16 protein-coding genes and 2 tRNA genes are annotated in these 18688 nt (G+C 67.5%); 7 read left to right on the forward strand and 11 right to left on the reverse strand.

From position 1 onward, the window contains the following. Nucleotides 1-62: 62 nt before the first annotated feature. Both NVV90_RS12805 and NVV90_RS12810 read left to right on the forward strand, forming a co-directional pair. Nucleotides 63-782 (forward strand): IclR family transcriptional regulator, encoded by a 720-nt coding sequence (locus tag NVV90_RS12805; protein WP_258437664.1) that lies wholly within the window; start codon nucleotides 63-65, stop codon nucleotides 780-782. A gap of 109 nt (nucleotides 783-891) precedes the next feature. Continuing rightward, complete coding sequence (locus NVV90_RS12810) at nucleotides 892-1443, forward strand: DUF1697 domain-containing protein (RefSeq protein WP_258437665.1); 552 nt, start codon at nucleotides 892-894, stop codon at nucleotides 1441-1443. 38 nt (nucleotides 1444-1481) lie between these two features. Here NVV90_RS12810 and NVV90_RS12815 read toward each other — a convergent pair whose 3' ends face one another. The 4 genes from NVV90_RS12815 to NVV90_RS12830 form a co-directional block, all read right to left on the reverse strand. Beyond that, nucleotides 1482-3101 carry a GTPase gene (locus tag NVV90_RS12815; protein ID WP_258437666.1) on the reverse strand — a complete coding sequence of 540 codons (1620 nt, stop codon included), beginning with the start codon at nucleotides 3099-3101 and terminating at the stop codon, nucleotides 1482-1484. Beyond that, nucleotides 3098-4876 (reverse strand): dynamin family protein, encoded by a 1779-nt coding sequence (locus tag NVV90_RS12820; RefSeq protein WP_258437667.1) that lies wholly within the window; start codon nucleotides 4874-4876, stop codon nucleotides 3098-3100. The genes NVV90_RS12815 and NVV90_RS12820 overlap by 4 nt, the downstream gene beginning before the upstream one ends. Nucleotides 4877-4995: 119 nt before the next feature. Then, nucleotides 4996-5068: transfer RNA gene (locus NVV90_RS12825), tRNA-Glu, on the reverse strand. 128 nt (nucleotides 5069-5196) lie between these two features. After that, a tRNA-Gln gene (locus NVV90_RS12830) sits at nucleotides 5197-5268 on the reverse strand. A 347-nt stretch (nucleotides 5269-5615) separates the two neighbouring features. Between NVV90_RS12830 and NVV90_RS12835 the strand changes: the two genes are divergently transcribed. Continuing rightward, complete coding sequence (locus NVV90_RS12835; protein ID WP_258437668.1) at nucleotides 5616-7049, forward strand: hypothetical protein; 1434 nt, start codon at nucleotides 5616-5618, stop codon at nucleotides 7047-7049. A 33-nt stretch (nucleotides 7050-7082) separates the two neighbouring features. Here the strand turns inward: NVV90_RS12835 and NVV90_RS12840 are convergent, their stop codons facing one another. The 4 genes from NVV90_RS12840 to NVV90_RS12855 form a co-directional block, all read right to left on the reverse strand. After that, nucleotides 7083-7796, reverse strand: coding sequence for an HAD family hydrolase (locus NVV90_RS12840; protein ID WP_258437669.1), 714 nt, complete (start codon nucleotides 7794-7796; stop codon nucleotides 7083-7085). A 20-nt stretch (nucleotides 7797-7816) separates the two neighbouring features. Continuing rightward, nucleotides 7817-9331, reverse strand: coding sequence for a glutamate--tRNA ligase (gene gltX / locus NVV90_RS12845; protein WP_258437670.1), 1515 nt, complete (start codon nucleotides 9329-9331; stop codon nucleotides 7817-7819). A 134-nt stretch (nucleotides 9332-9465) separates the two neighbouring features. Next, on the reverse strand, nucleotides 9466-10242 hold the full coding sequence (locus tag NVV90_RS12850; protein ID WP_258437671.1) for a fumarylacetoacetate hydrolase family protein: 777 nt from the start codon (nucleotides 10240-10242) through the stop codon (nucleotides 9466-9468). Between the two features lie 56 nt (nucleotides 10243-10298). Continuing rightward, the gene (locus NVV90_RS12855; RefSeq protein ID WP_258437672.1) at nucleotides 10299-11096 is read right to left on the reverse strand and encodes an MBL fold metallo-hydrolase; all 798 of its coding nucleotides are present in this window, start codon (nucleotides 11094-11096) and stop codon (nucleotides 10299-10301) included. 223 nt (nucleotides 11097-11319) lie between these two features. Here NVV90_RS12855 and NVV90_RS12860 point away from each other — a divergent pair, with 223 nt between their 5' ends. From NVV90_RS12860 to NVV90_RS12875, 4 genes are all read left to right on the forward strand, one after another. After that, a complete protein-coding gene (locus NVV90_RS12860) occupies nucleotides 11320-11940 on the forward strand; it encodes a CalY family protein (RefSeq protein ID WP_258437673.1) in 621 nt (206 codons plus the stop codon). Nucleotides 11941-12026: 86 nt separating this feature from the next. Continuing rightward, entirely contained in the window at nucleotides 12027-13034 is a 1008-nt protein-coding gene (locus tag NVV90_RS12865) for a signal peptidase I (protein ID WP_258437674.1), read from the forward strand. A 2-nt stretch (nucleotides 13035-13036) separates the two neighbouring features. Next, entirely contained in the window at nucleotides 13037-13471 is a 435-nt protein-coding gene (locus NVV90_RS12870; RefSeq protein ID WP_258437675.1) for a hypothetical protein, read from the forward strand. Nucleotides 13472-13621: 150 nt separating this feature from the next. Continuing rightward, on the forward strand, nucleotides 13622-15220 hold the full coding sequence (locus NVV90_RS12875) for an ATP-binding protein (protein ID WP_258437676.1): 1599 nt from the start codon (nucleotides 13622-13624) through the stop codon (nucleotides 15218-15220). Here the strand turns inward: NVV90_RS12875 and NVV90_RS12880 are convergent. The 3 genes from NVV90_RS12880 to NVV90_RS12890 all read right to left on the reverse strand — a co-directional run bounded on the left by NVV90_RS12880 (nucleotide 15217) and on the right by NVV90_RS12890 (nucleotide 18549). Continuing rightward, the gene (locus NVV90_RS12880; protein ID WP_258437677.1) at nucleotides 15217-16077 is read right to left on the reverse strand and encodes a response regulator transcription factor; all 861 of its coding nucleotides are present in this window, start codon (nucleotides 16075-16077) and stop codon (nucleotides 15217-15219) included. The two genes, NVV90_RS12875 and NVV90_RS12880, sit on opposite strands and share 4 nt — an antisense overlap. A gap of 173 nt (nucleotides 16078-16250) precedes the next feature. Continuing rightward, complete coding sequence (locus NVV90_RS12885) at nucleotides 16251-17363, reverse strand: branched-chain amino acid aminotransferase (protein WP_258437678.1); 1113 nt, start codon at nucleotides 17361-17363, stop codon at nucleotides 16251-16253. 133 nt (nucleotides 17364-17496) lie between these two features. Then, nucleotides 17497-18549: a 3-isopropylmalate dehydrogenase gene (locus tag NVV90_RS12890; RefSeq protein WP_258437679.1), complete on the reverse strand. Its 1053-nt coding sequence runs from the start codon at nucleotides 18547-18549 to the stop codon at nucleotides 17497-17499. Nucleotides 18550-18688 lie beyond the last annotated feature (139 nt).

Raw genomic sequence — 18688 nt, forward strand, 5'->3', positions numbered from 1 at the left:
GGCCGTGGAATAGGCCAGCGAAACAACTTGCATCTCAGATATTGAGACGGCAATATCATTACATGGACAATTCTAGTGGAGTCGGCGTCATCGATAAAGCGGCCCAGGTGCTCGATGCACTCGAAGCCGGGCCAACCACCCTGGCACAGCTGGTGGCAGCCACGGGCCTCGCCCGGCCCACCGTGCACAGGCTTGCCCTGGCCTTGGTCCACCACCGCCTGGTCAGCCGCGACATCCAGGGCCGCTTCGTTCTGGGCAGCCGCCTGGTGGAGTTGGCCTCGGCCGCCGGCGAGGACCGCCTCATCGCCTCGGCAGGCCCCGTGCTCATCCAGCTGCGCGACGCCACCGGCGAGAGCGCCCAGATCTTCCGCCGCCAGGGCGACTGGCGCGTGTGCGTCGCCTCGGCCGAACGCCCCATCGGCCTGCGCGACACCATCCCGGTGGGCACCCAGCTGTCCATGAAGGCCGGCTCCGCCGCCCAGGTCCTCCTCGCCTGGGAAGACCACGACCGCCTCCTGGACGGCCTGCAGAACGCGCGCTTTACACCCACCGTGCTGGCAGGAGTACGACGCCGGGGCTGGGGCCAGAGCCTCGGCGAGCGCGAGCCAGGGGTCGCTTCCGTTTCGGCACCGGTGCGCGGTCCGTCCGGCCGCGTGATTGCCGCCGTCTCGATTTCCGGTCCCATCGAGCGCCTGACGCGCCAGCCGGGCCGGCTGCACGCCGAAGTAGTCTGCAACGCCGCCCGCGTGCTGACAGAAGCGCTCCGCAAGAACAACGACTAAGCGTCGGGCCCCCACCCCATCTAGGTAGCGCTAACTGTCGCATTGAAGTGTCAAAACGACAGTTGGCGCTACTCAGTTGGGTGAAGAGCAGCCGTTGTAGGGTGGGCGCATGGACAGCTACGCCGTATTCCTGCGCGGGATCAACGTGGGCGGGATCAACATCAAGATGGCCGATCTCAAGGACGCCCTGAAGGCGTATCCGTTCACCGGCGTCAAGACGCTGCTGGCCAGCGGCAATGTGGTGCTGCGGAGCGAGCTTGCCGCCGCGGACGTGAAATCGCAGTTCGAGAAGTGCCTGCGCGATGCCTTCGGCTATGACGCCTGGGTGGTGGTGCTCAGCGGTTCCCGCGTGGCCGAGCTGGTGGACGCCTGCCCCTACCCCGCGGACGACAAGTCCACCCACAGTTACGTCACGCTCGCCTCGGACACCGCAATGCTGGATGAACTGTTCGACGCCGGCGAGGCCCTTGGCAGTGCTTCTGAAGGCGGTGTGGAGCAAGTCCGGCTTGGCCCCGAGGCGTCGGCGTGGCTCGCCCCTGCCGGGGGAACCCTGGACAGCCCGTTCAGCAAGCTCTCTTCCAAGACCCGCTACAAGGCCAGCACCACCACGCGGAACCTCCGCACCATGATCAAGGTCCGGGACGCCGCCGCGGCGCTCTGAGCACCTACTTCGCCCGAGCACCTACTTCGCCCGGGCAGCTACTTCGCCCGGGCCGCCTTCAGCGCGGCGTTGAACGAGGCCAGCCGGCTGATCTCCAGCTCCACGGGCTCCACGATCCGGCTCTCGGCAACCCGGGCCACGGCAGCCCTGAGCCGCTTCCCCGCCTGCGCCGCACGCATCCTGGCCGCGGCGCCGGCAATCAGCCGCCCCACGATGGCCAGGACAATCCCCAGCAGCACTCCCCCGGCGATCATGAGCGTCGGCACCGGCCAGCCCTCCACGCGCGGCACCTCCGGCACTGGCATCTGCAGGTAGCCCAGCACGGCCAGGACGCCGAGCCAGCCGACGCCGCCCAAGGCCAACAGCAGCGAGAGCCACTGCGCGGTGTTGAACACCGGCCACCACCACGAGCGCCTGCTTGCCCTGAGGTCCGTTCCGGCGATGGCCTGATCCAGGGCGTCGGGCAACTGGTCACGGCCATCCCGGGCGACGCCGCGGATGCTGGCCCGCCAGGGGCCCGGGGCGCCCTGCGAGGCCGAGTCGGCAAAGTCGCGAACGGCGGCATCCGTCCGGGCACGCTCGGGGGCTCCGGCCGGCGGCAATGAAGTCCGGTTGAGTTCGGCTTTCGTGTCGTCCCGGCCGAGGTTCAGGCGGCGCAGCGGATCCGGCCGGAAGCGCAGCAGCCAGCGCGTCAAAGGCCACCCCGTGCGGCGCACGGACTCCCGCTTGTAGGAGCGCCCCACGGCCTCGACCACCACGTGGACGTTGGCCGCCGTCGCGAGTTCCTTGGTGAGCCGCGCCTTCGCTGCGGAGCCGGCGCCGCTGGCGGCGCCCTCGCCCGAGGCACTGCCGAGTTCCTCCGCGGCTTTGGCCACGTCGGCGGCCAGGCGCTGGGTGACGGCTTCGCGCTGCACCACCACGCGGCGGATGGCCGCCCGCACGGCATCGACGCCGGTGCCTTCCAGGGCGGAGGCGCCCAGTACCTGAACCTGCCCCAGGCCGTCGCGGGCAAGGATGCCGCGCAGCGATTCCAGGACGGCCGCGGTGTCGCCCGCGGCGAGTTTGTCGATCTGGTTCAGCACCACCAGCGTCACGGCCCCGTGGGAGGCCAGGGGCCGGAGGAAGTCGTTGTGGACGGCGGCGTCGGCGTACTTCTGCGGGTCCAGGACCCAGACCAGGACGTCCACCATTCCCACCATGCGCTGGACGATCTGCCGGTTTTCGGCGCGCGTGGAATCGAAGTCGGGCAGGTCCAGCAGGATCAGGCCGGTGTCCTCGGCGGCGAGGCCGGGCACCTCGCCGAGGGCATGCCGCTGCCGCACCTCGAGCCAGTCCAACAGGGGCCCGCTGCCTTCGGATCCCCAGATGCCGGCAAGGGGCTCGGACGTGGTGGGCCGGCGGGCGGCAGCGGTGGCGATGTTGGTGACCGCGACCGCGTTGAACAGCGAGGACTTGCCACTGCCCGTGGCGCCAAAGAATCCCACCACGGTGTGCCCGGCGGACAGGGAACGCCGGGAGCTGGCCCGCTCCAGGACCCCGTACACCGAGTCGAGCGTGGTCTCCGGCAGGATGCCTTCTGCGAGTTCCCGGGCCGTGTTCAGCGCCTCGAGGCGGGCCTGCAGCGCGGAGGCCTCCTTGACCTGGCTGTGGCGGCTCATGCGGATTCCGCCAGCCGCCGGAGAGCCAGTGCGTTGCGGGCGAGGGTCTCCGCGGACCCGGCGGCGTCATCGCTGAGCCGGGACAGGAACCTTGCCTTCTCGGCCTCCAGCAGGCTGCGGCACTGGGTTTGGAGGTCCTCCCTGGCTTGCCGGGCGAGTTTGCGCACGGCCTCTTCGCCGAAGACGGCTTCCAGCAGTTTCTGGCCGACGACGGCGGTGCCGCCTGCGATGCCTATCTCCAGGCCGGTGAGTCCCGCCGTCATCGAAAAGACCACGATCATCAGTGCTGCGCCCAGCCCGTTGACGCCGAACGACATCCAGCGGGCCTGGCTGCGCTTTCCCTGGCCCTGGATCCGGATCATGTTCATGAGCCCTTCCTGCCATCCGCGGATGGCCGCAGCGGCCCTTTGCTCGAATCCGGGGCTGGTGCCGGAGAGGTCGTCGCTGCCGAGCAGTTGGCGGCCGGCCAGGTCCGAGCGCCAGCGCCGGTCCACGTCCTCGGCGGCGTTGGCTGCCTCGTCGAGGATCACCGCCTGCAGTCCTGTCTCGATGGCGGTCTCGACCTTGACGGCCGGCGTCGGCTCGCCGCGGAAGAAGGCCCCGACCCTGTCGCGCAGGCGGCCGATGTTCTGTTCGAGCGCCCGGAAGAATTCGCCGGTACCCACGAAGTCCTGCCAGCGCGCCAGGACTTCGCCGCGCAGCAGCGCACCGTCCTGGGTGGCAGCCACGATGCGTTCGAGGGCCTGCTGGTATTCCTCGTGGACGGCGGCGCGCAGCTGGCCCGAGGCTTGGCCCTGGGCCCTCGCGGCCTGCGATGCGGCCTCCACATGGCCGCTCAGGGCCTTCACGGCGCCGTTGAGCGTGCGCCGGGCGAGCTGGGCCCGTCCGGCGGCATCGGCGGCCAGTTCCTTGAGCCAGAGGCTTAGCGGTGCGACGGCGGCTACGGGCAGCATGCCGAACTCGTCCAGGGCCGCCTCGAGGACGGTGAAGAGCCGGGCGCCTCCCAGCCCCTCGCGCCCGAGCATCGCCGCGAGGTCGGCCGCGACCTCCTGTTCCGCGGCGGGCGGCACACGGTCCAGCACCACGGCCACGGTGATGTCGCGGGAGGCTGCGTCGAGCAGCAGCTTCCACGGGACAGCGTCGGCGTAGCGGTTTGCAGTGGTGACGAAGATCCAGAGGTCAGCGGCGGCCAGGAGCTGCCCGGCCAGGCGGCGGTTGTCGTCCGAGATGGAGTCGACGTCGGGGGCGTCCAGCAGGGCGATGCCGCCGGGAACGCCCTCGTGCCCCACCAGGACCAGCGAGGTGGTGGCGGCGGCGTCGGGAGTCGCGCCTGCCTGGTTCGCAGGCACGGGGGCGGCCGTGACGGTCCCCTGGATGCGGCTGAGGCTCGGCAGGATCCGCTGGTCCTGGAACCATGCGGCGTCGGCGGGGTTGTGCAGCAGGATGGGTTGCCGGGTGGTGGGCCTGATGGCCCCGGCCCGGGTCACCGGGTGCCCCACGAGCGCGTTGACGAGCGTGGACTTTCCAGCCCCGGTGGAACCGCCGACGACGGCCAGCAGAGGGGCGTCCAGGTTCCGGTACCGCGGAAGGATGTAGTCATCCAGTTGGGCGAGCGATTCACGGATCCGGCGCCGTGCCTCCTCGGCCTCGGGAAGTGCCAGCGGCAAGGAAGCTGTTGCCAATGCCCCGCGGGTGGCCTCAAGGAGCCCGACGGCGGCGGCCGGTCCCCGTCCCGGCTGGCTGTCTGCAGCCGGCGGCTGTTCGTTTGCGGTCACAGCATCATCATGCCAGCCCGCTACCGCTTCGAGGGTGAAGGCAAGTGGCATTCCTGCAACCCTTGCATTCCGGGCAAAAGAAAATCCCCCGGAACCAGTGGTTCCGGGGGATTCATCTGTGACCCCAGCGGGATTCGAACCCGCGTTACCGCCGTGAGAGGGCGGCGTACTAGGCCGCTATACGATGGGGCCTTGCACTTTTTGATTGCCGTTTCCGGCATTCAGGCTGAATGATTGTTTCACATATTCAGCCTCGCTCCAAATCGGCGAACCGATTCAAAACTTCCGAATTTTCCGCGGAATTCCGCGGAATTTCAGAGCTGGGATACCAGGACTCGAACCTAGAATGACGGTACCAGAAACCGTTGTGTTGCCAATTACACCATATCCCAAAGTGACTTTCGGACCGGAGTTCCTCGCCTCGGCTTTGCCCTGGCTTTTCCCTCCGTGCCCCTCAGCACGAGTAATTACTCTACCCGACACTTTGGGACTGCACAAATCGGCTCGCAAGCGGGCTCCCCAAGCACCCTCCGAACCAGCCCCGGGACCTTCGGCCAGGCAAAAACCCTTGCATTTCAAGGATTCATAAGTTTACTCTCGGTAAGTTACCGATCGGTAGCCAGCCACTTTCATTCGCTTTACCGGCACAGCTGCAGCCAATTCCGGCTGTTAGCTGCGTCACATGGGGGATCAACCGCCGGCAGCGCCGCCGTCGGGAAGTCATCGAGAGGAATTACCCGTGACACAGAACCGTGCCAGTGCCATGAGGACAAGAACCCGGGCCCAGGTCATCGCCATTGCCGTCCTGGTCCTGCTGCTGATCGCCCTGCTGGGCTTCTACACGATGGTGACAGGGAAGATCACCGCCGGTTCTGCCCAGCTCAAGGAGGGCGCCGGCCAGGCCTCGGCCGGCGCGGGGCAGCTGAAGGAAGGAGCGGCCAGGCTGGCCGGCGGGGCCGCGCAGGCGGGCAGCGGCGCCGCGAAACTCGCAGACGGTGCCGAAAAGGTACATCTGGGGGTGCTGGGCAAACTGGCACCCGGCGCGGACAAGCTCCAGGCCGGCGCCGAAACCCTGGCGAGCGGTGCCCTGAAGATCGAGAACGACGTCAACGCCAAACTGGCACCGGGCGTCTACAAGGTAGACGACGGCGCCCAGCGGCTCGCTGCCGGCGCCGTGCAGCTCTCTGCCGCCCTGACGCCGACGGCGGCGGGCAACGCCGAGAACAACCTCGCCGACGGTGCCGGGCAGCTCAAGAGCGGCGCCGTGCAGCTGAATGCAGGCGCGAGCCGCCTGGCCGACGGGACGACCCGCCTGGCCGCAGGCACGCTGCAGCTCAAGGGCTACCCCGGCGCGGGGAACGATCCGAGCAAGGGAACAGGTACCGCGGCCCTGGCCCAGGCACTCGCCCAGTTGCAAGCAGCCGCCAATGATCCCCTCCAGGGCATGGCTCCGCTGGCCCTCCTGAAGGACAAGATCGCCCTGCTGTCGGCCGGTGCCGCCAAGCTGGACGCCGGGGCCGCGCAGCTGCAGGGCGGCGCCGCGGAACTCCAGAACGGCAGCCTCCAGCTCCGGGACGGCACCGCCCGGCTGCAGGATGGCACAGGCCGGCTCACGGAGGGCTTCCAGACCCTGTCGCAGAAGCTGAACAGCCAGGATCCCGCCGCGCCGGGTGTGGTGCTGGGGACGCAGCTGCTCGCCGAAGGCACCGCGAAGATCCGCACGGGCATGGACGGCGTACCCGGCGATCCGGAACGCCCGGGCCTGCTGGCGGCGACCGCCCGGATGAGCGACGGTTCTGCGCGCCTGGCCGAGGGTACCTTGTCCCTCAATGCCGGCATCAAGGGGAGCCCGTCCGACCCCGCCTCCCCCGGCCTGCTGGACGGATCCAAGGCGGTGGCGGCAGGGGCGGCACAGCTGTCCGATGGCACGGCCAAGCTCGCGTCAGGCTCCGGCGAACTGGCCGGCGGCGCGGACAAGCTCGCCGATGGCAACGCCAGGATCGCGGCCGGCACCGAAGAGCTGCACAACGGCGCGGCGGCAGTATCGCCGTCGAGCATGGCGGAAAAGTCCGACGCCGGAACGGCAGTGGGACTCGTGGGGGTACTCGGTGCGGGATCCGTGGGCGCGTTCGTGTTCCTGCGCAAGCGGCGCTTGGCGTTGGGCGCGCCGTAAAGCGGGCCAAGCCTGGAAGCCAGGCCCCGGAAGCTAGGCGGCGAGCAACCGCGCCAGGGAGTCGACTTCGCGGCCTGCAAAGCCCTCGGCGGTCTCGCCGGTGCGGTTGAGCCAGACGCCCAGTAGGCCTGCCGCGGTGGCGCCGTCGGCGTCGAGCAGGCGGTTGTCACCGATGTAGAGAGTGTCACCTGGTGCGGTGCCCAGGCGGCGGACGCCCTCCAGATAGATGGCGGGATCCGGCTTGGGCACCCCCACGGTGTCGGTGCCCACCAGGACGGTGATGCGGGAGAGCCCGGCGCTGTCCAGCTTGGCCCGCTGGTAGTCGTGGACGTTGTTGCTGACGGCGCCGTAGGGGATGCCTGCGGCGTCCAGGGCATCCAGCACCGGAGCCACGTCGTCGAAGGCCCGGACGTAGCTGGGCTGCAGGCGGGAATACTCGCTGAGCCAGAGATGCGACAGTTCGCCTTCGCCCAGGTCCACTCCGAAGTGGCCCAGGGCCGCGCGCCCGCGCAGCAGCCTCTGCTCGTTGAACGTCAGTTCTCCGGCCAGGTAGCGGTCGTAGTAGTGCGTGGTTTCGTGGGTGAAGATGCGCCCGAACTTCTCCCACCCGGCCGGATCGAGGCCGGGCAGGAGATGTTCGCTGACGTCGCGCAGCGCCGTGGTCATGGAAAACTCAAGGTCCACCAGGGTGTCGTCGATGTCGAAGAGGACACCCCGGATGGGGCCGAAGGAACCGTCAATTGCCATGGTGGCTGCGCCTTGGGTGCTTAGCCGCGGAACGCGCGGAGACGGGCGAGGGACGAGTCCTTGCCCAGGATGACCATCGATTCGAACAGCGGCGGCGAGATGCGGCGTCCGGAGATGCCTGTGCGCACCGGGCCGAAGGCAAGCCGCGGCTTGATGCCGAGGTCCTCCACCAGCGCCTGCTTCAGTGCAGTCTGGATGTTCTCCGCGTTCCAGTCCTCAACGGGCTCCAGGGCCGCCAGGGCGGCGTCGAGCACTTCGCCCAGGTTCTCCGGCAGGCCCTTGCGGGCGTCGTCCGCGACGTCGATCGCGTCGTCCGCCTTGAACAGGAAGGCGAGCATCTCAGGGGCCTCGCCCAGCAGGATGATGCGCTCCTGGACCAGCGGCGCGGCCTCGATAAGGATCTCTTCCTGGCGGTCCGTGAGGATCTCGCCCACGAAACCGGCGGCGCGCAGGTACGGGACGAGCCGTTCGCGGAAGTCTCCCGGGCTGAGCAGGCGCACGTGCGTGCCGTTGATGGCCTCGGCCTTCTTGATGTCGAAGCGTGCCGGGTTGGCCAGGACATCGTGGATGTCGAAGTTGGCCACGAGTTGCTCCACGGTGAAGATGTCCTCGTCGGCGCTCAGGGACCAGCCCAGCAGGGAGAGGTAGTTGAGCAGGCCCTCGGGGATGAAGCCGCGTTCGCGGTGCAGGAACAGGCTCGACTCGGGGTCCCGCTTGGAGAGCTTCTTGTTGCCCTGCCCCATGACGTAGGGAAGGTGGCCGAACTCCGGCATGTACTCGGCCACGCCGATGGCGTACAGGGCGCGGTAAAGGGCGATCTGGCGCGGGGTGGAGCTCAGCAGGTCCTCGCCGCGGAGCACGTGGGTGATGCCCATGAGGGCGTCGTCCACCGGATTGACCAGGGTGTAAAGGGGTGCACCGTTGGCCCGGACCACGGCGAAGTCCGGTACGGAACCGGCCTTGAAGGTGATCTCGCCGCGGACCAGGTCGTTGAACGTGAGGTCCTCGTCCGGCATGCGCAGGCGGAGCACGGCCTCACGGCCCTCGGCCTTGTACTGGGCGAGCTGCTCCTCCGTGATGTGGCGGTCGAAGCCGTCGTAGCCCAGCTTGGGGTCGCGGCCAGCGGCCCTGTGGCGGGCTTCGATTTCATCCGGCGTGGAGTAGGACTCGTAGACGTGTCCGCCGGCCTTGAGCTTGGCGATGACGTCCTGGTAGATGTCACTGCGCTGGGACTGGCGGTAGGGCTCGTGCGGGCCACCCACCTCGACGCCCTCGTCCCAGTTGATGCCGAGCCACTTCAGCGCGTCCAGCAGCTGGTGGTAGCTTTCCTCGCTGTCGCGGGCGGAGTCGGTGTCCTCGATGCGGAAGATCATCTTGCCGCCGGTGTGCCGTGCATACGCCCAGTTGAAGAGGGCGGTGCGGATCAGGCCCACGTGGGGCGTGCCGGTGGGTGACGGGCAGAACCGGACGCGGACGGGGGTCTCGGCGTTGACGGCGGGGATGTCGGCAGAGTTCGACGCGGAAGCAGTAGTCATAGTGGTTCCAACTTTACCGCCTGCGGGGTGTTGGGTTTCGCGGGGGTTCGTCCCGGCAATGCCCGACGGCGGCACCCGGGTGGGTGCCGCCGTCGGGCGCTTGTCAGTGGCTGGGGTTCAGCGGCGGCGGCCGCCTAGCGGCGGACCACCGGGTTGGAGAGGCGCCCGATGCCTTCGATCTCGATCTCGTAGCGGTCGCCGGCCGAGACGAGACCGACGCCGGCCGGGGTGCCGGTCATGATGACGTCGCCCGGGAGCAGGGTGAAGGCCTGAGAGACGATGGAGACGATCTCGCGGACGCCGCGGATCATCTGCTTGGTGTTGCCGTCCTGGCGCAGTTCGCCGTTGAGCCAGCCCTTGATGGCCAGGTCCTCGGTGTCCAGCTCGGTTTCGATCCACGGGCCCAGCGGGGCCGAGGTGTCGAAGCCCTTGGCACGGGCCCACTGCAGGTCGGTCTTCTGGACATCGCGGGCGGTGAGGTCGTTGCCGCAGGTGTAGCCGAAGATGACATCGTCCACGCGCTCTTCCGGCACGTCCTTGCAGATGCGGCCGATCACGACGCACAGCTCGGCCTCATAGGAGACCTCTTCGGAGAATTCCGGCAGCACGATGGGATCGTTGGGGCCGATCACGGAGGTGTTCGGCTTCAGGAACAGCAGCGGCTGCTGCGGGACCTCGTTGCCCAGCTCGGCGGCGTGCTCGGCGAAGTTGCGGCCCACGCCGATCACCTTGCTGCGGGGAATGATCGGCGCGAGGAGCCGGACGTCCTCGAGCTTGTGCTTGACGTGGGTACGTTCCACGCCGTTGAAGAAGGGGTCGCCGTTGATGACAGTGATTTCCTCACTGCCGGGCTGGCCTTCAACAACGCCGTAAAGGGGGTCAGAATCAACTACAAACCGGGCGATACGCATGGGTTCAAGCCTACCGCCCGACCCGCTGTCGTCCGCACTGGGCCGTCACGTGCTGTTCAGGACCGCAGGTAGTCCAGCTGCGCCGCCACGGACGTCTCGGCCGCCCAGCGGACATTGGGCGCAACGTCGGGATAGACGGCGTCGGTGACGGCCGGAATCCCGGCGTCCTGGCCCAGCTCCGCCAAGGCCGCGCGGATCTGCTGCAGGCGCTCCTGTCGGTGGGCGCGGTACTCGCGGCACTTCTCGTCAAGGGCCGGCAGCACCGGGCCGTGGGCCGGCAGCAGTGTGGCGGCGCCCAGGGCTTCGAGGCGGTCCAGGCTACCCAGGTAGTCGCCGAGGCGCCCGTCCGGGTAATCCAGCACCGTGGTGCCGCGGCCCAGGATGGTGTCCCCCGTCAGCACGGATCCGGCCGGGCCGTCGCCGGGCAGGTGGAAGCACAGCGAGTCCGAGGTGTGGCCGGGCGTGGCGAGCACGCGGATCTCCACGCCGCCGGCCAGGAGCATCTCGCCGTCCCGCAGCGGTCCGCCGCCATGGCAGTGTTCCGGGGCCGCGGCCCGGACGGGGGCGCCGGTGAGTTCGTGGAAGCGGGCCGAGGCCTCGGTGTGGTCGGCGTGCCGGTGCGTTATCAGGACGAGGTCCACGGTGCCAGCGGCCGCCAGCGCTGCCAGGTGTCCCTCATCCAGGGGCCCGGGATCCACCACCGCGACGTGCCCGGACCCCGGGACGCCAATCACGTAGGAGTTGGTGCCGTCCAGGCTCATCGGGCCGGGGTTTGGTGCCAGCCGGAAGCGCGTCAGCGGGCTGCTCTGCTGGAAATCCGAGTGCTGGGAAGAGGCGTCATTGACCGGGTTCACGCTTCCATCATGCCAAGCACTGCCTAACCCGGCGACTCTCAACGCAGTTACCGGGCGATCCATGCACACGTCGCACCACTCGAAAACCACTTGATCCAATCTTTAAGCAATCTTGAGCCAAACCTTGCGGGGTCCTTGCGGCTTCCTAAAACTCACCGAGGAAAGTAGAGCCATCGGACAGCAAAACCCCGGGTCTGCCGGGCTTCACGAAACGGATGTCATCATGGGTCTCAACCTGAAAACCACCACCGGTAAAGTCATTGCCTCCCTGGCCCTGGTCGGCACGGCTGCCGGCGTGGCCGGACTGGGAACGTACGGTGCCTTCACCTCCAGCACTTCCGCCAGCAACGTCGTCGCTTCCGGCACTGTGAGCATCGCCCTCGGCGCATCCGGCACCGCGAACCGCCTCAGCGTCGCAGCCTCCGGCCTGGTCCCCGGTGACACCGTGCAGCGTGCGGTCACCCTGAGCAACACCGCTGGAAACCAGGACCTGTCCTCGATCACCCTGACCACCTCGGCACTCCCCACCTCCAAGCTGGACACCGACGCCACCATGGGCCTCCAGTTGACCATCGACAACTGCTCCGTCCCGTGGACCGAGGCCGGCACCTCCCCTGCCTACACCTACACCTGCTCGGGCACCACCACCTCGGTGCTGGCTTCACGCCCCGTCATCGGATCGAACCTCTCCCTGAGCAACGTCACCTCGGTTGCCGCCGGCCAGACCGACAACCTGCGGGTCACCATGACGCTCCCGTCAACAGCTGACAACACCCTCCAGGGGCAGAGCAGCACGGTTGGCTTCAACTTCACCGGTACCCAGCGCACCGCCACCAACAAATAAGCCTGACGAACAATAGGACCGCCTCGCCGCCGTCGCTCCCTGGGAAGCGGCGGCGGCGGGCCACCTTCCGGAACGGAGACCGAGCCATGACCGCATCCCCACTCCGCACCACGCGGCGGGTCGACCGGACCGCAACCACTGCGGCGGCTCCGGGCGCGGACACAAAGCGCGGCATTGGCCCGCGGGTGGTCCAGGCCTTCGTACGGCTGATCACCACCGCTGTGATGGTTGTGGCTGTTGCGGCGTTCCTGTTCCTCGCAATCGGACCCCGCGTCCTCGGCTACCAGACCAGCACGATGTTGACCGGCTCGATGTCGCCGCTGATCAATCCGGGCGACGTCGTCGTGACCGTTCCCGTCCCGGTCCAGGACCTCAAGGTCGGGGACATCATCACTTACCACATTCCGGTGGACGACCAACGTGTCGAGACACACCGGATCATTGATCTCGCCGTCAACAACCAGGGCACCGCAACCGTTCGCACCAAGGGCGACGCCAACAACGGCGCCGACCCATGGACCGCAACCTTGGCGGCGGGCCACGTTGACCGTGAGGCCTTCGCCGTTCCCTACCTCGGCAATGCGATCCGGGCCTTCCGGGATCCCCTGGTCCTGAACACCCTGATGTACGGTGCTCCCGCGGTCCTGGTGGTCATGCTCCTCGTGTCCATCTGGCGGAAGAAGCCAGAAGAAGACGACGACGCCGCTGCGGACGCCGACCTGGCGGAACGCCCCCTGCCAGCCCTCGACCGCCGCCCCCTCAGGCGATTGGCAAGGGAAATGAACAGCAAGGACGCCGCCAGGAACTTCGCTGCCTCTTACACCAGGCTGCTGCCGCAGCGGGTGGACCGGATCAGCCACGCTCTGAGCGCCGGGAACAGTAACCTGGCCATGGACGCGGTGCTCAGCCTGAAGACCAGTTCCTCGATGGTCGGGGCACTCCGGATGGAGCAGCACTGCGCCCGCCTGGAACGTGCCTTGGTCATGGTCGATCACACCGCTGCAGCCGAAGCCGCGCAAGACGTACGCCGGCACCGTCCGCAGCTGGAAAAGGCACTCGGCGGCCAAACAGCCCGCCGCGTCGAAAGCCGCTGACCTTGCGTAGAAGCCAAAGCACCGCCGATGCCGCCAAGACTCCCGCCATGGGGCACGTCGTCGCGGCCCTGGCTGCTGCGGCGGTGCTGATCTTTGCCCCCGGCATCGCCCAGGCTGCGTTCACCAGGACGGCTACCGGCTCAACCAGCGTAGGGAGCATGACGCTGCCTGCCCCGACCGGCGCAAGTGTTGCGGCCACCTGCATAGCACGCAGCCTCAGCATCATTGTGGTTAGCTACGGAACAGTCCCCCGCGCGACATCCTACGAGTTCACGGCGACGAACCCCGGCGGTTCCACCTTCTCAGCGCCCGATGGAATATACGTCAAATCCCCAGCAGCCAAGGGCACCTGGACGTACCAGATACGCGGGTTGTATACGGCATCTCCCGGCAACGTGTGGACGGGCCAACCGTTTACGGGAACAGTCGTCTGCTGACGGAACGGCCGCTCTGAGCCAAATCGGTGGTCGCTGAACCCCAATACCGGGGCGGAAGGGGCCGTTGTTCCGCGTCCGGGGGCAGGGCTCAAGTAGGGTTCTCCATGGAGGGCCTTACTCAGGGCCGAACCGGACGGCAGGAGTGCAGTGGTGAGTCGCCTGAAGAACGATGCATCGGAGCCGAAACGCGCCTTGGTGGCCGACCCTGACACGGCCCGTTTGGCTGAGACAGTTGCGGCGCTGACCTCTGCGGGGTTCTCGGTCCGTTCAGCCTGTGACGCCGATTCGCTCGCTGACGCGCTGGAACACGGGCCAAGCGACGTGGTGGTGTTGGACAATGACCTCCGCGGGTTCCGTCCCACAAACGGCTCCCCTGTCCTGCTGATGCTGGATCCCGCGGACGAGCTTGACGTTGCCGCCCTGGAGGCCTGGCGAATTGCGGATTTCGTGTACCACGGCCAGGCCCCGGAGATCCGGGCCCACCGGGCATTGGTACTGACTCACCGCGCCACCGAACGGACCAGCCGCCGCGCGAAAGCCGAGTCGCTGCGGGAGAGCCTGCGGAAGGTGTCCGCGGCCATCCGGTCGACCATTGACCCCGGACAGATTGCCCTGCACCTGGTCGAAGGAATCGGAGGGGCACTGGGCGCGGACCACGTCTGGTTCACCACCTTCCAGGATGCGCGCGTGACGCAGGTCAGCGCCGAGTGGAACGCCCCGGGCGCAGCAAATGGGGTCCTGCCGGACGAACTCAGCGACGAAAGCACGATGTTCGAATTGGCGGCGCGCTTGTGGGCCGAAGCCGAGGTGCAGCCGCTGCGCGGGCGCGGGGCGCCGTCGTCACGTTCCGTGGTGGTGCCGGTCGGCGAGGGACATCTCGTCCTGGGCGTCATCTGGATCGCCCGGCCAGACACCGCACAGGAATGGACCCGGGCTGAAATCGGACTGATTCAGCACGTTTCGGGGAATCTGGCCTACGCCCTCATGCAGAGCCACCTGATCGGCGCCCAGCAGATGGTCATGCTCAAACTCCACGAGTTGGATCAAGCCAAGACCGACTTTCTCACTACCGTCAACCACGAACTTCGAACCCCGCTGACGTCCATCGCCGCCTACGTGGACATGATCCGCAGCGGCGCCGGCGGAGCGGTTCCGCCAAGCGTCGGCCGGATGGTCGACGTCATTTCACGCAATGCCGAGCGGCTCCGCCAGCTGATCGAAGACATGCTCACGGTCTCCCACCAGGACACGGCGGGCGACCTCCAATTGAGTCGGGTGAACGTGGGCACAGTGCTCAAGCTCGTCGTCGCGGCATTGCAGCCCCTCGCGGACTCCCGTTCACTATCGCTGACCGTGATGCACGCGCCAGGAACGGTAATTGTTCAGGGTGACGAGGCCAAACTGGAGCAGGTCTTTTCCAATATCATCAGCAACGCCATCAAGTTCACCCCCCACGGCGGCCACGTCGCCGTGAGCAGCGGGATCAGCATCGGTCCAGGGACGGTTCCCAGCGTGGTTGTGCGCGTGGAAGACACCGGCGTCGGGATCCCCTCGAACGAAGTCGACCGGGTGTTTACGCGATTCTTCCGCGCCTCAAACGCCTCTACGGCAGCCATCCCCGGCAGCGGACTCGGCCTCGCCATAGCCCACGACATCGTGAAGCGCCACGCCGGCAGGCTCGATGTCGAATCCGAACTCGGAGTAGGAACCACCGTCTCCGTACGGCTCCTGCTGGATACGGGCAGCTAGGTATCCGCTCGGTTTTCCGTAGTCTTTGCCGCCAAACGGTATCCGACGCCGCGCACCGTTTCCACCCAACGTGGTTTCTGTGCGGAGTCGCCAAGTTTCCGTCGCAGGTTCCCGATGTGGACTTGGATGGCACGTTCTTCGGACTCGCTGACGTAGCCCCCGGTTTCGTACTCCCGGGCGTGAAGCCAACGGGCCAGCCCTGTGGTGCTCCGGACGACCCGTCCGGTCTCCATGAGCGCCTGGAGCAGGTCGAACTCGGTGCGGGTCAATTGCACCTCGTTTGGACCGATCCGGGTTGTGCGAGTGGCCACCTCCAAGTGGAGGCCGTTGTATTCCAACGCGGGAGTCTCGGATTCTTGGGGTTTGCTTGCCTGGGGCAACGCTGCCGGCAACCCAGGCTCCGGCGACCCTTCGGCCGGAGGCAGCTCCGCCGCCCGCATCCCGCTGGAATTGCTTCCCAACAGTTTGCTGCCGCGGGGGCGTCGGAGGAGCGACTCGACCCGGGCCAGGAGCTCCCTGGGGCGGAAGGGTTTGGTGATGAAGTCGTCGGCACCGACGGCCAGTCCTTGGAGTGTGTCGACCTCGCGCGCACGGGCCGTCAGCATGATGATGTAGGCGTCGCTGAACTCCCGGACCCGGCGGGTGACTTCAATCCCATCAATGTCAGGCAGGCCCAGGTCCAGGGTAATGACGTCCGGATTGTGGCGCTGGACGGCGGCAACGCCGTCAATGCCGTTCCCGGCCGCGTGGACCTCGATTCCCGATGCTTCAAGGATGGCGTGGACCACCTCCCGGATATCGTCGTCATCCTCAATTACTACGGCAACGCCCGGTGTGCTCACGTCAAGATCCCCCATCTCCCATCCTCAGCCCACCTTAACATCAGACGTGCCCGCGGTGCCCACAGTTTCGGCGTAAATCACGCATGGTCCCTTGTGCGGCTCGCGCAGGCCCGACGGCGGCCGGCCCACCGCAGTGGACCGACCGCCGTCGGGCATTGCTTCAGAACAGCAGGCTCAGGACCGGAAGGCTAGACCAGTCGCGTCAGCCAGCCGTGGGTGTCCTCGACCGTGCCGGTCTGGATGCCCAGCAGCTGTTCGCGGATGGCCATGGTGACGTCGCCGGCCTTCGCGTCCTCGGAGCCGATGAATTCGGTCTCGTCTTTGAGGACGCCGATGGGCGTGATGACCGCAGCGGTGCCGCAGGCGAACACCTCGGTGATCTCGCCCGAGGCCACGCCGTCGCGCCATTCGGCGAGGGTAATCTTGCGCTCGGCGACCTCGCGGCCCATGTCCTTGGCCACCTGGATGACCGAGGAGCGGGTGACGCCTTCCAGGATGGTGCCCGAGAGCGCCGGGGTGGCGAGCGAGCCGTCCTTGAAGACGAAGAAGACGTTCATGCCGCCGAGTTCTTCCACGGCGTCGTCGTTGAAGTGGTCCAGGAACAGGACCTGCTTGCAGCCGTTGGCCTCGGCTTCCTGCTGGGCGATCAGGGAGGCAGCGTAGTTGCCGCCGCACTTCGCCGCGCCGGTGCCGCCGCGGCCTGCACGGGCGTACTCGCGGGAGATCCAGATGGAAACAGGCTTCAGCTCGCCGCCGAAGTAGTTGCCGGCCGGCGAGGCGATGACGCGGAAGGACACCTCGCGGGCTGCCCGGACACCCAGGAAGGCCTCCGTGGCGATCATGAACGGACGCAGGTACAGGGCCTCGCCGTCGCCGGAGGGAACCCAATCCTGGTCCGCGGCCACGAGCTCGCGGATGGCACCCAGGAAGTAGTCCTCGGGCAGTTCCGGCAGGGCCAGGCGGCGGGCCGACTTGTTCAGGCGGGCGGCGTTGGCTTCCGGACGGAACGTCCAGACCGAGCCGTCGGCGTGGCGGTACGCCTTGAGGCCCTCGAAGATCTCCTGGCCGTAGTGCAGGACTGCCGCCGAGGGATCCAAAGAGATGGGTCCATAGGCTTCGACCCGCGCATTGCTCCAGCCACCGTTGCCGTCAGCGTCCACCTTGTAGTCGACAATGGCGGTGTTGTCGGTGAAGTAGTCACCGAATCCCGGGTTCGCCAGGATGGCTTCTCGTTCTTCAACAGACTTCGGCGTGGCTGACAGGTGCTTGTTGAATTCGACGCCGTGGGCAGTCTGGGTCATTGTTCCTCCACAGTCGGCTGCCTGTCGGCGCGAACCTCACCCAGGGGATAGGTGCCCCGGAGGGATATGGTTCAGCGGCGGACCACGGCAGCATGTAAGTAATTCACGTCAAGCTTACGCCCGCAGGCAGGGCCTAAAGACCCGCCGCGATCGCATCGCCGATGGCAGCAGTGCTGCGCGGTTCACCGGTGCGGGCCTCGACGTCGGCCACCACGGCGGCTTCGATCCTGCGGGCCGCGGCGGTGAAGCCGAGGTGGTCCAGCAGGAGCACCGCGGACAGGATGGCCGCCGTGGGGTCGGCCTTCTGCTGGCCGGCGATGTCCGGAGCCGAGCCGTGGACCGGTTCGAACATGGACGGAGCGGTGCGGTCCATGTTGATGTTGCCCGAAGCGGCCAGGCCGATGCCGCCGGTGACGGCCGCGGCGAGGTCGGTGAGGATGTCGCCGAACAGGTTGTCCGTGACGATGACATCGAAACGCGCGGGGTCCGTGACCATGAAGATCGTGGCGGCATCGATGTGCAGGTAGTCGTGGGTGACCTCGGGGAAGTCCTGGGCCACCTCTTCGACGATCCGCTTCCACAGGTGGCCGGCGTAGACCAGCACGTTGTGCTTGTGGACGAGGGTGACGTGCTTGCGGGGGCGCTCGCTGGCGCGGCGGAAGGCATCGCGGACCACGCGCTCCACGCCGTGGGCCGTGTTGAGCGAGACCTCCGTGGCGATCTCGTGCGGGGTGCCGGTGCGCAGGCTGCCGCCGTTGCCGACATATGGGCCTTCGGTGCCTTCGCGGACCACGATGAAGTCGATGGTGCCCGGGTTGGCCAGCGGGCTGCCCACCGTGCCGTAGAGGCGCGACGGCCGCAGGTTGACGAAGTGGTCCAGGCTGAAGCGGAGCTTGAGCAGCATCTCGCGTTCAATGATGCCGGAGGGGATGCGCGTATCGCCCGGGGCCGCCCCGACGGCGCCGAACAGGATGGCGTCCCGCGTGCGCAGGTCAGCAAGGACTTCGTCCGGGAGGGTCTCGCCCGTCTCCAGCCAGTGCTGGGCACCGAGCTTGTAGTGGGTCTGCTCCAGGGTGACGCCTTCAGCGGCGACAGCCTTTTCGAGAACCTTGATGGCTTCGGCAATGACCTCGGGGCCAATGCCGTCACCGGGGATGACAGCCAGATTGATGGACGATGCGCTCATGAATCCAATGTAGCCAAGGCATCCACATGTTGGTCAAAAACGTCTCACCATTCGAACACGCTCGACGGCGGGCGGGACGCGGGCGGGAGCGCCCGCGGAATGCGGGCGGGAGCCCGCCTCAGACCGCGGCATGATGCCC

This window comes from Arthrobacter sp. CJ23 (assembly GCF_024741795.1).
Taxonomy (GTDB): domain Bacteria; phylum Actinomycetota; class Actinomycetes; order Actinomycetales; family Micrococcaceae; genus Arthrobacter.

Coding starts and splice junctions, on each gene's coding strand:
- NVV90_RS12805 (WP_258437664.1), top strand. CDS start 63: ATGGACAATTCTAGTGGAGTCGGCGTCATCGATAAAGCGGCCCAGGTG.
- NVV90_RS12810 (WP_258437665.1), top strand. CDS start 892: ATGGACAGCTACGCCGTATTCCTGCGCGGGATCAACGTGGGCGGGATC.
- NVV90_RS12815 (WP_258437666.1), bottom strand. CDS start 3,101: ATGAGCCGCCACAGCCAGGTCAAGGAGGCCTCCGCGCTGCAGGCCCGC.
- NVV90_RS12840 (WP_258437669.1), bottom strand. CDS start 7,796: ATGGCAATTGACGGTTCCTTCGGCCCCATCCGGGGTGTCCTCTTCGAC.
- gltX (WP_258437670.1), bottom strand. CDS start 9,331: ATGACTACTGCTTCCGCGTCGAACTCTGCCGACATCCCCGCCGTCAAC.
- NVV90_RS12850 (WP_258437671.1), bottom strand. CDS start 10,242: ATGCGTATCGCCCGGTTTGTAGTTGATTCTGACCCCCTTTACGGCGTT.
- NVV90_RS12860 (WP_258437673.1), top strand. CDS start 11,320: ATGGGTCTCAACCTGAAAACCACCACCGGTAAAGTCATTGCCTCCCTG.
- NVV90_RS12865 (WP_258437674.1), top strand. CDS start 12,027: ATGACCGCATCCCCACTCCGCACCACGCGGCGGGTCGACCGGACCGCA.
- NVV90_RS12880 (WP_258437677.1), bottom strand. CDS start 16,077: ATGGGGGATCTTGACGTGAGCACACCGGGCGTTGCCGTAGTAATTGAG.
- NVV90_RS12885 (WP_258437678.1), bottom strand. CDS start 17,363: ATGACCCAGACTGCCCACGGCGTCGAATTCAACAAGCACCTGTCAGCC.
- NVV90_RS12890 (WP_258437679.1), bottom strand. CDS start 18,549: ATGAGCGCATCGTCCATCAATCTGGCTGTCATCCCCGGTGACGGCATT.